This is a genomic window from Modestobacter versicolor (assembly GCF_041028285.1).
Lineage (GTDB): Bacteria > Actinomycetota > Actinomycetes > Mycobacteriales > Geodermatophilaceae > Modestobacter > Modestobacter versicolor_A.
This window is the reverse complement of sequence record NZ_JABGDB010000001.1, coordinates 499409-511457: the sequence shown is the minus strand read 5'-3', so window position 1 is coordinate 511457 and position 12049 is coordinate 499409. Positions and strand designations below refer to the sequence as shown.

At 75.8% G+C, this 12049-nt stretch carries 9 protein-coding genes; 4 read left to right on the top strand and 5 right to left on the bottom strand.

Annotation, left to right across the window (positions count from 1 at the left end):
- Nucleotides 1-180 precede the first annotated feature (180 nt).
- A complete protein-coding gene (locus tag HL054_RS02650) occupies nt 181-807 on the top strand; it encodes an FHA domain-containing protein (protein WP_369137156.1) in 627 nt (208 codons plus the stop codon).
- Between the two features lie 70 nt (nt 808-877).
- On the opposite strand, the gene HL054_RS02645 is transcribed toward HL054_RS02650, so the two are convergent.
- From HL054_RS02645 to HL054_RS02625, 5 genes are all read right to left on the bottom strand, one after another.
- Entirely contained in the window at nt 878-1345 is a 468-nt protein-coding gene (locus HL054_RS02645; protein WP_369137155.1) for a hypothetical protein, read from the bottom strand.
- Nucleotides 1346-1451: 106 nt separating this feature from the next.
- Nucleotides 1452-3092 carry a serine/threonine-protein kinase gene (locus HL054_RS02640; RefSeq protein WP_369137154.1) on the bottom strand — a complete coding sequence of 547 codons (1641 nt, stop codon included), beginning with the start codon at nt 3090-3092 and terminating at the stop codon, nt 1452-1454.
- Nucleotides 3092-4675, bottom strand: a complete 1584-nt coding sequence (locus tag HL054_RS02635) for a zinc ribbon domain-containing protein (RefSeq protein ID WP_369137153.1) — start codon at nt 4673-4675, stop codon at nt 3092-3094. The genes HL054_RS02640 and HL054_RS02635 overlap by 1 nt, the downstream gene beginning before the upstream one ends.
- A gap of 347 nt (nt 4676-5022) precedes the next feature.
- Entirely contained in the window at nt 5023-6648 is a 1626-nt protein-coding gene (gene pruA / locus HL054_RS02630; protein WP_369137152.1) for an L-glutamate gamma-semialdehyde dehydrogenase, read from the bottom strand.
- A gap of 88 nt (nt 6649-6736) precedes the next feature.
- Nucleotides 6737-7672: a proline dehydrogenase family protein gene (locus HL054_RS02625; protein ID WP_369137150.1), complete on the bottom strand. Its 936-nt coding sequence runs from the start codon at nt 7670-7672 to the stop codon at nt 6737-6739.
- Nucleotides 7673-7773: 101 nt separating this feature from the next.
- Here HL054_RS02625 and HL054_RS02620 point away from each other — a divergent pair, with 101 nt between their 5' ends.
- Genes HL054_RS02620 through HL054_RS02610 form a run of 3 tightly spaced genes read left to right on the top strand, consistent with a single transcriptional unit; the run spans nt 7774 to nt 12031 of the window.
- Entirely contained in the window at nt 7774-8958 is a 1185-nt protein-coding gene (locus HL054_RS02620; RefSeq protein WP_369137149.1) for a PucR family transcriptional regulator, read from the top strand.
- Entirely contained in the window at nt 8955-9653 is a 699-nt protein-coding gene (locus tag HL054_RS02615; protein ID WP_369137148.1) for a biliverdin-producing heme oxygenase, read from the top strand. Before HL054_RS02620 ends, HL054_RS02615 begins: the two co-directional genes overlap by 4 nt.
- Entirely contained in the window at nt 9650-12031 is a 2382-nt protein-coding gene (locus tag HL054_RS02610; RefSeq protein WP_369137147.1) for a SpoIIE family protein phosphatase, read from the top strand. Before HL054_RS02615 ends, HL054_RS02610 begins: the two co-directional genes overlap by 4 nt.
- Nucleotides 12032-12049 lie beyond the last annotated feature (18 nt).

Below are 12049 nucleotides of genomic sequence, written 5' to 3'. Positions count from 1 at the left end.
GGGTCCCTTCGGAGTGGCGGGCGGTGCGACAGGACGAGCGTCGGACGACCCGGCCCCGCCCTCCAGGACCCGTGGGGTGGGCATCGCGCCACCCTGGGCGGCCTGCCCCCACCCCCTGCGGTGGCCGGACGCCGCCCCGGTCGTTGCCGTTCCGGTGACCCCGGCCGCATGATGTGCGGCGTGGCCGGCGACGCAGCGAGCTGCCCGCTCCTGCGGTACGACGACGCCGAGGGCCGCTCCGCGGAGTTCCTGCTCACCGGCACGGTCACCCGGGTCACCGTGGGGCGCGCGCCGGCCAACGACGTCGCCCTCACCTGGGACGCCGAGGTCTCCCGGGTGCACGCCGTCGTCGAGTGGATCGGCGGCGCCTGGACGGTCACCGACGACGGCCTGTCCCGCAACGGCACGTACCTCAACGGCGAGCGGATCACCGGCCGTCGGCGGCTGCACGCGGGTGACGCCGTCCGGGTCGGCGGGACGCTGCTGGCCTACCGCGAGTACGGCCCCCGCCGGGACGAGTCGACCCGGGTGGCCGCCGACGTGCCCACCCTGAGCGCCCTCACCGACTCGCAGCGGGCCGTGCTGCTCGCGCTGTGCCGGCCGTTCAAGCACGGCAGCGCCTACGCGGTGCCGACGACCAACCAGCAGATCGGGGCCGAGCTCTACCTCAGCGAGGACGCCGTGAAGACCCACCTGCGGGCGCTGTTCGCCAAGTTCGGGGTCGGCGAGCTCCCGCACAACCAGAAGCGGCTGCGGCTGGTGGAACGCGCCCTGCAGAGCGGCGTCGTCCGGGACCGCGACCTCTGAGCTGCTGCGGACAGCCGTCCGCCCCGACGCGCGCGGTGCGCGTCGGGGCGGCGGGTGGGTCGGGGCCGGCTCAGTAGTACGGCTGGCTCTGCAGCAGGACGGTCACGCTGACCACGAAGGTCGTGGGCCGGTACGAGAAGACCGCCGTGTCGTAGGTCCAGCTGTCGACGACGAAGTCCTCGTTCGGGTCGTAGCCCCACAGGTCGGCGTAGCCGTCGCCGTTGTTGTCCGAGCCGTAGTTGTCGGGCCGGCCGTTCTCGTTGTTGTCGTAGAGCCACAGCAGCGCGCCGTTGGCGATGACCACGTTCGTGTCCAGGATGCCGTTGCCGTAGGTGTCGTACGCGGACCCGTCGATCCAGCCGTCGCGGTTGACGTCGTACATGTAGAACGGCTGGGCCGCGCTGGTGGAGGCGCTGGTGGAGGCGCTGGTGGAGGCGCTGGCGGCGGGCATGCCGGCCAGCGTGACGCCGGCGACGGCGGCCACCGCGCCGGTGACGGTGGCGGCGGATCGGACCAGGGTGCGAGCGGTGCGGGCCATGTCGGTCGTCCTCTCAGGAGAGCTCCGGGGCGTTTCCCCGATGGCACGAGCCTCCGGCGCCCGGCCTCCTCCCTCCAGGACCCCTGGGGTGGTGATCGACCCACCCTCAGCCCGGGGTGGTCAGCGACGCCGCGACCCGGTCGACGGTGTCGGCCAGCTCGGTGGCCGCCGCGGGCGGGGCGAAGAACACCAGCAGCTGGCGCGGCGTCGAGTCCACGACCAGCACCCGCAGCTGCAGCGAGACGTCGCCGGCGAGCACCAGGTCGCCGGTCATCGCGGTCGCCTCGAGGTCGCCGGCCCGGACCCTGGTCCCGGGCCGCAGCTGCCCGCCCTGGCCGGGCAGGAGCGCCTGGGACGCCTGCAGCTGGGCCTCCGCCGAGTCCCCCTCCAGGCGGGGCCGGTGGTAGACGGCCACGCCGACGACGGCCTGCGGGTCGGACCGGACGGCGGCCGCAGCCGTCACCGGCCCCTGGGGGTCGTCGCCGAACAGGCCCCGGAGGTCGGTCGGCGAGAGCACGGTGACGGTGCTGTCCCCTGCCTCGTGGCGGTGGACCTCCCAGTCCGCGGGCACCTCGAGGGTGTACGGCACGCCGTCCCCGGCGAACGTCGTCCACGGCTCCTCGCCGTCCCGGGACAGCAGCCAGCCGGCCAGGACCGCCGCCACCGCGGTGAGGGCGACGGCGACCAGCGGCCAGGCCCGGCGGCGGCGCGTCCGGCCACCCCGCGCGGTCGCGCCGGCCGGCACGTGCACCAGCTCGGTGAGCGGCTCGTCCGGCCGCGACCACCCGTCGGCGGCCGGCCCGCCGCCCGGTGCGGACGTGCCCGGTGGTGGCACCGAGAGCCGGGTGGTCGGCACCGGGACGACGCCCGGTGCCGGAGCCGCCGGCCGCGGCTGCCGTCTGCCGTCCATCAGTGCGACGAGCTCACCGCAGCTGTCCGGGCGGTCCGCGGCCGACTTCGCCAGCCCCGCGGCCAGGGCGTCGTCGACGGCCCCGGCCAGCTCCGGCCGCAGCTCGGCCGCCCGGGGCGGCGCCAGCGAGAGGTGCGCCCACATCAGCGCGACGTCGTCCTCCTGGTCGAACGGCGGCCGCCCGACGAGGGTGGCGTAGGCCAGGCAGGCGAAGGAGTAGACGTCGGCCCGGCCGTCGACCGTCTCCCCGCGGATCTGCTCCGGCGCGACGTAGTCCAGGGTGCCCAGGAAGTGACCGGTGGTGGTGAGGCCGGAGATCGACGCGGACCGCCGGGTGAGGCCGAAGTCGGTCAGGTACGCGTGCCGGCGGCCGTGTCCGGACCGGTCGGCGAGCAGCACGTTGGCCGGCTTGACGTCGCGGTGGACGAGGCCGGCCTCGTGGGCGGCGTCGAGGGCGTCGGCCAGCTGCTGCAGCAGGGCCAGCGCCTCGGCGCGCTCGAGCCGGCTCCGCTCGTCCAGCTCGCGCCGCAGGTCGACACCGGGCACGTAGCGCATGGCGATGAACAGCTGGCCGTCGGCGTCACCGGCCTCGTAGATCGGGATGATGTTGGGGTGGTCGACGGCGGCGGCCAGCCGTGACTCACGGAGGAACCGGGCCCGGAAGTTCTCGTGCGCGGTGAACTCCGGGGCCAGCAGCTTGAGCGCCACCCGGCGGTCCAGGCGGACGTCGCGGGCCTGGTAGACGACGCCCATGCCACCGCGGCCGATCACCGCCTGCACCTCGTAGTCGGCGAAGGCGGTCCCCGGCTCGAGGAAGGGCTGCTGCGAGCGCACCATCAGCCGACCGGGGAGCCGCACCCGGCGCAGAAGCGGGCGCCGGCCCGGACCGCCGCCCCGCACTGCCAGCAGTAGGTCGCGGACTGACCGGCGGTCGGCAGCGGGGCCGGTGAGCGCTGCAGCCGGGTGTGGTCACGGGCGGCGGGGGCACCCGGCGGGGCCACCGGGGACGGCGCTCCGGGCGCCTGCTGTCCGGGCCCGGGCGCCGGCCGGGCCACCGCGCCGACCGGTGCCGGTGGTGCGCGGACCGTGGGCGTCCGGTCCGGGGACGGTTCCGGCGGTGCGGACCGGACGGTCACCGGCAGCCCGTCGGCGGAGTCCGGGTCCGGGTCGGACCGACCGGCCCGCCGGCGCCGCGCCAGCAGGGCCAGCGCGAGGAGCAGGAGCGCCACGGCGGCGCCGCCTCCGAGCCAGGGCCAGGGGACGCCGTCCCCGCCGTCGTCCTGCCCGGCGGCGGCCGTCGGGTCCGCCGGCTCGTCGGCGGCACCGGCGGTCATCGAGACGTACTGCGCGGCCAGCGCGGACTCGTAGTAGGTCATCGACTCGCGGAAGGAGCTGGCCGCGGGCCCGCTGGTGTGCCCGCTCGTCAGGTGGTCGATGCCCTGCCGGAACACCGCGTCGAACGCCGAGCCCTCGGGCGGTGTGCCGGCAGCGTCCAGCACCTCCCGCAGCCGCTGGGTCGGCACGACGGTCGGCTGCCCGTCGACGGTCGCCGCGAGCCCGGCGACCTGGCCGGTGGCGGGGTCCAGGACCGGCCCGCTCGTCCCACCGGTGGCCAGCGCGGCGGCGAGGTCCTGCTCGGAGGAGAGCGCCCCGGAGCCCGGGTCGACCCCGACCGTCATCGTGCTCGGTGGGACGGTGGGGTCCGGCGGCTGGGTGAAGGCGACGAGGAGCGCCGTCCCGGGGAGCGCCTGCCCGGCCGGGGCGAGCTCGGCCGTGGGCGTGCCTCCGCCGCCGCCGATGCGGAGCAGGCCCACGTCGGCGGCGGTCGCCGGCGGGTGCACCAGCTCGGCCGGCGCGCTGGTCGGCTCCGCGGTGTACGGGAGCACCTCGTACACCGGCCGGAAGAAGAGGATGCAGTGCTCCACCCGCTCGTAGCAGTGCTGCAGGTGCGGCGCCCAGTAGGGGTCCACGGCCTGCGCGCGGCGGGAGAGGTCGCCGTCGTTGCCGGTCAGCGCGGTGCCCATCTGCTCGGTGAACAGGCGGTTGGCCGCGTGCACGACGACCTGGTCCTCGGTCACCAGCAGCGTGGATCCGGTGGTCGCGACGACGCCGTCCTTGGAGGTGAACACCCCGGTGCCGCTGCGGATCGGCACCTCGTACTCGCCCATCATGACGTTGACGTCACCGGTGGAGTGGTCGATGTGGGCGATGTCGGCGATGGCCGAGACCTCGATCCGCACCAGCGCGGCCTTGGCCCCCTCGACCCCGCTGACCAGCTCCCCGCCGTCCTCGGCGGGCGCCGCGCCGGCGGGTGGCCCGGTGGCCACGAGCACCAGCACGCTCAGCAGCAGGGTCGCCCCGAGCTCCGGCCACCGCGCGCGGCGCCGTCGCCACCCCCGGGCGTGACGTCGATCGGCCACGACAGCGCCTCCCTGCCCGTTCAGCCCCCGTGGCGGTACCCGCCAGGCCGGAATGCCGGGCACGCTCGCCCGCCCGGAGCCCCGCCGTCAACCGTTCCGGCGGTGGCCGGGGCCTCGGACCGGCCGGCGGTGCGCGCGGACGTGCACGTCGTCACGCTGCGCCTCCACCCGGGTCCGCACCGGCACCGGCCCGCCCCTCCCCTGCCGCCCTCCCCCTCGGCGTTCGATCAGGTGAGCTCACCGCGCGTGCTCCTGGCTCACGTCCTGCGGTGAGCCAGGAGCACCGACGACCAGGTCACCTGATCCCGGGGGAACGGCGACGGGCGGACGGCGGGCGGACGGCGGGGTCAGCCCATGTGCGGGTAGCGGTGGTCGGTGGCGGGGACGAAGGTCTCCTTGATCGACCGGGTCGACGTCCAGCGGAGCAGGTTCTGCGCGGCGCCGGCCTTGTCGTTGGTCCCCGACGCGCGTCCGCCGCCGAAGGGCTGCTGGCCGACGACGGCGCCGGTCGGCTTGTCGTTGACGTAGAAGTTGCCGGCCGCGTTGCGCAGGGCGCGCTGGGCGTGCGCGATGGCCGTCCGGTCCTGGGCGATGACCGAGCCGGTGAGGGCGTATGGTGCCGCCGACTCCATCTGCCGCAGCACGGTGTCGTAGTCGGCGTCGTCGTAGACGTGCACGGCCAGCACCGGGCCGAAGTACTCGGTGGTGAACACCTCGTGCCCGGGGTCGGTGCCCTCGACGACGGTCGGCCGGACGAAGAAGCCCTCGCTGTCGTCCGCCGTCCCGCCGGCGATCACGCTGAGCGCGTCGTCGTCCCGCGCAGCCTCCAGGACCTTCGACAGCCGGCCGAAGGACCGCTCGTCGATCACCGCGCCCATGAAGTTCGAGAAGTCGGTGACGTCGCCCATCGGGATGTCCTCGGTGATCCCCACCAGGTCGTCGCGGACCTTCGCCCAGACGCTGCGCGGCACGTAGGCGCGGGACGCCGCCGAGCACTTCTGCCCCTGGTACTCGAACGCGCCGCGGATCATCGCCGTCCGCAGCACGGCCGGGTCAGCCGAGGGGTGGGCGACGATGAAGTCCTTGCCGCCGGTCTCGCCGACGATCCGCGGGTAGCCGCGGTAGGACGAGATGTTCTCCCCCACCGTGCGCCACAGGTGCTGGAAGACCCGGGTCGAGCCGGTGAAGTGGATGCCGGCCAGGTCGCGGTCGGCCAGCACGACGTCGGAGACGGCGACCCCGTCCCCGGGGAGCATGTTGACCACGCCCGCGGGCAGCCCGGCCGCCTCGAGCAGCCGCATGGTCAGGTGCGCGGCGACCTGCTGGGTAGGCGAGGGCTTCCAGACCACCGTGTTGCCCATCAGCGCCGGCGCGGTGGGCAGGTTGCCGGCGATCGCGGTGAAGTTGAACGGCGTGATCGCGTAGACGACGCCCTCGAGCGGGCGGTGGTCGACCCGGTTCCACACGCCCGGGGAGGACACCGGCTGCTCGGCGAGCACCTGGCGGGCGAAGTGCACGTTCCAGCGCCAGAAGTCGACGAGCTCGCAGGCGGCGTCGATCTCGGCCTGGTAGGCGGTCTTGCTCTGGCCGAGCATGGTGGCCGCGTTGAGCGTCTGCCGCCACGGCCCGGCCAGCAGGTCGGCGGCCTTGAGGAACACCGCGGCCCGGTCGTCGAAGGAGAGCTCCGCCCAGCCCGGTGCGGCCTCCTTCGCAGCGCGCACGGCGGCCCCGGCGTCGGCGGCGGTCGAGTGCGCCGACGTCCCGAGCACCTGGGCGTGCCGGTGCGGGGCGACGACGTCGAACGAGGGACCAGACGGCATCCGCTGCTGCCCGCCGATGGTGGCGGTCAGCTCGAACGGCGAGCCGGCGATCTCGGTGAGCCGCTGCTGCAGCTCGGCGCGCTCGGGCGAGCCGGGGGCGTAGTCCTTGACCGTCTCGTTGCGCGGCGCGGGGACCTGGGTGACGGCGTCCATGGGGTGCTCCTCTTGTGACTTACGGGGCGGCCACCCTTCAGGAGCCCGCGGCGAGCCTGCGAGTCGTGGGGGGAAGGGTGGTCCTTCTTCAGGAACGGGTGGCGAGGGAGCGGAGGAAGAACTGCAGGTTGGCGGGGCGCTCGGCCAGCCGGCGCATGAAGTAGCCGTACCAGTCGGCGCCGTAGGGCACGTAGGCGCGCACGGTGTGCCCGGCGGCGGCCAGCCGGACCTGCTCGTCGGGGCGGATGCCGTAGAGCAGCTGGAACTCGTAGCTGTCCGGGGTGCGGCCGGTCTCGGCGACCAGGGACAGCAGCCGCTCGACCATCGCCGGGTCGTGGGTGCCGGCCATCGGGTACCCGCCGCCACGCACCAGCACCTCCAGGCAGCGCGCGTAGGCGGCGTCCACGTCGGCCTTGTCCTGGTACGCGACGGCGGCCGGCTCGCGGTAGGCGCCCTTCACCAGCCGCACCCGCGACCCGGGGACGGCGAGGGCGCGGGCGTCGTCCTCGGTGCGGTGCAGCATCGCCTGCAGGACGGCGCCGGTGCCCGGGTGGTCGCGGCGCAGCTCGGCCAGCACGCCCAGCGTCGAGTCGACGGTGCCGCTGTCCTCCATGTCCAGGGTGACCGTGGTGCCCAGCGCCGTCGCCGCCTCGACCACCGGCCGCACGAGCTCCAGCGCCACGTCGTCCCCGCCGACCGGCAGCGCCTGGCCGAAGGCCGACAGCTTCACCGACACCTCGGCGCGCCGGCCCAGCTGCAGCGGCGCGAGCCCGTCGAGGGCGGCGAGGTAGGCGTCCCGGGTGCGGCGGGCCTCGCTGCGGTCGGTGACGTCCTCGCCGAGGTGGTCCAGGGTGACCGCGATGCCGTCGGCGGCCAGCGCGCGGACGACGTCCAGCGCCTCGGGCAGCGTCTCCCCGGCGACGAACCGGTCGACCACGCGGCGGGTCACCGGCGTCCCGGTGACCACCCGGCGCAGCCCGGGACGGCGGGAGGCGGCGAGCAGGGCCTGCTGCAGGACGGGCACGCCCCGAACGGTAGGGACGGCGACCGCGGTCCACCACCGACAGATGTCCGGAATCGCCGCACGCTCCTCGTACGATCGTCTGAACGACGGGAGGGGACCCGGTGCGCGACGACCTGCAGGACCTGGTGGACGAGGTGTCCGCGGTGCTCGGCGCCCCGGCGACGCTGGAGGACCGCGACTTCACCCTGCTGGCCTTCTGCGCCCACGACGGCACCGGACCGGCCACCCCCGGCGCGACGATGGACACCGTCCGGGCCCGCTCCATCCTCGGCCGCAGCTCCACCGCCGAGGTCCGGGCCTGGTTCGAGAGCCACGGCATCACCGCGGCGACCGCCCCGGTGCGGGTCCCCGCCGACCCGGCCGCCGGCATCCTCACCCGGTTGTGCCTGCCGGTCCGGGCCGGAGGCCGGCTGTACGGCTGGCTGTGGCTGCTCGACGAGGGCCGCACCGACGTCGCCGACCCCGCCGCCCCCGGGCTCGGCGCGGCCGTGGCGCTCGCGGCGGAGGCCGGCCGGCTGCTGGCCGAGGGGCGGCCGGGCACCGGCGACCTGTCGACGGCCCTGTGCACCGTGCTGACCGACCCGCCGTCGCCGCGGGCGGTGCGGGCGCTCACCGACGCGCTCGGCGCGGCCACGCCGGTCACGCTGGTCGCCCTGCTGCCCGCCGCCCCGGGGCTCCCGGCCGGCTGGACGCCGCCCGGCGCCGGCGCGGTGCCCGCGGTGCTGGCCGGCGGTGCGGAGGTGGCGGTGCTGCTGCCCCTGCCCGGCGGTGGCGACCCGCGCCCGGCCGGGGCGCTCAGCGGCGCCGCGCTCGGGCACCTGCCGGCCGGCAGCACGGCCGGGGTCGCCGCCGCCCGGACCGGCTGCGGTGACCTGCCCGCCCAGTGGCACGAGGCCCGGACGGCGGCCCGGGTCGCCGCCGTCGACCCCCGGCTGGCCCCGGCGGCGTCCTGGCCCGAGCTCGGCGCGTGGCGCCAGGTCGCGGCGCTGCCCGGCCCGGACCCCGCCCTGGCCGCGCTGCTGGCCGACCCGGTGCTCACCGGCACCGTCGAGGCGTGGCTGGACTGCGCGGGCAGCCCGCAGCGCGCGGCCGCCCAGCTGTGCATCCACCGGCAGACGCTCTACTACCGGCTCGGCCGGGTCCAGGAGCTGACCGGTCTCGACCTCGCCGACGGCGCCGACCGGCTCCTCCTGCACCTCGGCGTCCGTGCGGCCAGGCTCACGTCCGCACACCCGGAGCGTCCAGCGCCCCGTCGGTGGAGTGACCTAAGCTCGGTCGACCGATGACTTCTGCAAGCAAGGCTCCCGCCCGGATCCCGGTCGGCGCCACGGACGACGGGGAACGGGTGGCCGACGACCGGGACGTCCTGCGCCGGCTGCGCACCGAGACCGCCGCCGAGCACCAGGCGGTCGAGGACACCCTGGACCTGCTCTCCCCCGGGCTGACCCGGGGCCGGCTGGTCGACGTCCTGACCCGGCTGCACGGATTCTGGTTGGCCGCGGAGGCCGGCCTGGACGCCTGGGCGCGCAACGAGCCCGCCGAGGCCGACCGGGTCGGCTGGGCCGGGCGGCGGCGCAGCCACCTGTTCGCCGGCGACCTGACCGCGCTCGGCGCCCCGGCCGGCAGCACGCCGCGCGCCGGGCTGCCCGCGGTGCCCGACACCGACACCGCGCTGGGCCGGCTGTACGTGCTGGAGGGGTCGTCGCTGGGCGGGGTCTTCATCGACCGCCACCTGACCACGCTCCCCCGGCTGGCCGGCGCGGGCCGGCTCACCGCGTTCTCCCCCTACGGCGAGCGGACCGGGGCCATGTGGCACGCCTTCCGGACGGCGACCCGCGCCCGGGTGGCCGCCGGCGGGGACGCCGACCGGCTCGTCGGCTCGGCCCGGCAGACCTTCGGCGCGCTCGCCCGGTGGTGCGGCGCTGCTCCCCCCGTCGACGAGCGGCGGCCCTCCCCTGCGTCGAACGAGGCCCCCGCATGACCGACCAGCTCCTGCCAGGCCCCTGGCTCGCGCCGGGCGAGACGGTCGACCTGACCAACTGCGAGCGCGAGCCCATCCACGTGCCGGGCAGCATCCAGCCCCGGGGCGTGCTGCTGGCGGTCAGCGAGCCGGACATGGTCGTGCGGCAGGTCTCGCGGAACCTCGCCGACCTGGTCGGCATGGCCTGGGACGACGCGGTGGGCCGTCCGCTGGCCGAGGTCGTCGGGGTGGGACCGGCCCAGGCGGTCGCCCGCTCCGCCCGGGCCTTCGGCGACCTGCGCGAGCGGAACCCGGTCGAGCTGACCCTCGACTGCGACGGCACCCCGTGCCCGGTCGACGCGATCCTGCACCGGGTGACGCACTCGGCGGAGGACGCGCTGCGCGCGCTGGTCGAGCCCGGCCCGCCGGTCAGCGGCCAGTCGTCGGTCGGGCCGGTGAGCACGCTGGTGGTCGAGCTGGAGCCGGCCCGCGGCCCGCGCCCGTTCTCCTTCCCCAACACCTACCAGGCGGTGCGGGGCACCATCACCGAGCTCAACCGGGCAAGCAGCCTGCAGGAGCTCTACGACATCACCGCCGGGGCCGTGCGCGCGCTGACCGGTTTCGACCGGGTGATGGTCTACCGCTACGACACCGACTACAACGGCGAGGTGGTGGCCGAGGCGAAGGCCGCCGGGCTCAACTCCTTCCTCGGGCTGCACTACCCGGCCTCGGACATCCCGGCGCAGGCCCGGGCGCTGTACGAGAAGAACTGGATCCGGCTGATCTCCGACGTCAGCTACACGCCGTCCCCGCTGGAGCCGGTCGCCCTGCCCGCCACCGGGCAGCCGCTGGACCTCACCTACTCGACGTTGCGCAGCGTCTCCCCCATCCACTGCGAGTACCTGCAGAACATGGGCGTCCGGGCGTCCATGTCGATCTCGCTGCTGCGCGACGACGAGCTGTGGGGCCTCATCGCCTGCCACCACTACGCCGGCCCGCACGCCCCGCCGTACGCCACCCGCGCGGCCGCGGAGTTCCTCGGCTCGACGCTGTCGCTGCGGCTGGTCGACCGGTCGGAGGACGAGGAGCACCGCCGGGCGCTGCAGGTGCGCTCCACCATGGCCTGGCTGACCGCCGCCGCGCTGGACGAGGACCGGCCGCTGGCCGAGACGCTGCTGGGCCGGCCGGGCCTGCTCGACGTGGTCCCGGCCGACTCGGTCGTGGTGAACCTGCAGGGCATGACCGGCGCCGCCGGGGTGCCCCTGCCCGCCGACGTCGTGCAGACCCTCGCCGGCTGGGCCGCATCGCAGGGGGTCGACGTCGTGCACACCGACCGGCTTCCGCTGGTCGCCCCCTTGCTGGACGTGCCCGCCGACCTGGCCTGCGGCGTGCTCGCCCTGCCGCTGCCCGACGGGCAGTACGTGATCTGGACCCGGCGGGAGACCGTGCACTCGGTCGACTGGGGCGGCGACCCGCACAACAAGGCGATCGCCGAGCGGGAGGGCGACTCCGTCCGGCTCTCGCCGCGCAAGTCGTTCGACCGGTGGCGCGAGACGGTGCGCAACAGGTCGGAGGACTGGGCACCCGCCCAGCTGGCCGAGGTCGGCGACCTGCGCACCAACGTGCTCGAGGCGCTCTACGCCCGCTCCCGGCGGGTGGCGCAGGCCGCGCTCACCCTGCAGCGCAGCCTGCTGTCCGAGCCGCCGGACCCCGACCACCTCGAGTTCGCCGTCCGCTACGTGCCGGCGGCCCGCGAGGCCTCGGTGGGCGGTGACTGGTACGACGTCTTCCAGCAGCCGGACGGCGCGACCGCGCTGGTGATCGGCGACGTCGTCGGCCACGACACCGAGGCCGCGGCCTGCATGGGCCAGCTCCGCGGGCTGCTGCGCGGGATCAGCTTCGACAGCGCGGACGGCCCGGCGGGCGTGCTCGGCCGGCTGGACCGGGCGATGGACGGGCTGCAGCTGAAGACGCTCGCCTCGCTGGTCGTGGCCCGGCTGGAGCAGACGCCGGAGGAGCACGAGCAGGGCGTCACCCGGCTGCGGTGGTCGAACGCGGGGCACCCGCCGCCGGTGCTGCTGCTGCCCGACGGCTCGACCCGGGTGCTCGCCGCCGAGCGGGCCGAGCTGCTGGTCGGGGTGCACGTCGGCGCCGTCCGCAGCGACCACACGGTGACCGTGCCCCGCGGCTCGACCCTGCTCTTCTACACCGACGGCCTGGTCGAGCGCCGGGACCAGGGCTTCGACGTCGGCATCGAGCACCTCGCCGCCGAGCTCGGCACGCTGACCGGGCTGCCGATGTCCGAGCTCGCCGACCAGCTGCTGGACCGGCTGCTGCCCGCCCGGTCCGAGGACGACGTCGCGCTGATCGCCGTCCGGCTCAACCCGCAGGACCGCTGAGCACCCAGCCGCTGAGCA

Bases quoted from the DNA above. Each gene is read 5' to 3' on its own strand.
- HL054_RS02645 (WP_369137155.1), bottom strand. From the start codon at position 1,345: ATGGCCCGCACCGCTCGCACCCTGGTCCGATCCGCCGCCACCGTCACC.
- HL054_RS02640 (WP_369137154.1), bottom strand. From the start codon at position 3,092: ATGGTGCGCTCGCAGCAGCCCTTCCTCGAGCCGGGGACCGCCTTCGCC.
- pruA (WP_369137152.1), bottom strand. From the start codon at position 6,648: ATGGACGCCGTCACCCAGGTCCCCGCGCCGCGCAACGAGACGGTCAAG.
- HL054_RS02615 (WP_369137148.1), top strand. From the start codon at position 8,955: ATGACTTCTGCAAGCAAGGCTCCCGCCCGGATCCCGGTCGGCGCCACG.
- HL054_RS02610 (WP_369137147.1), top strand. From the start codon at position 9,650: ATGACCGACCAGCTCCTGCCAGGCCCCTGGCTCGCGCCGGGCGAGACG.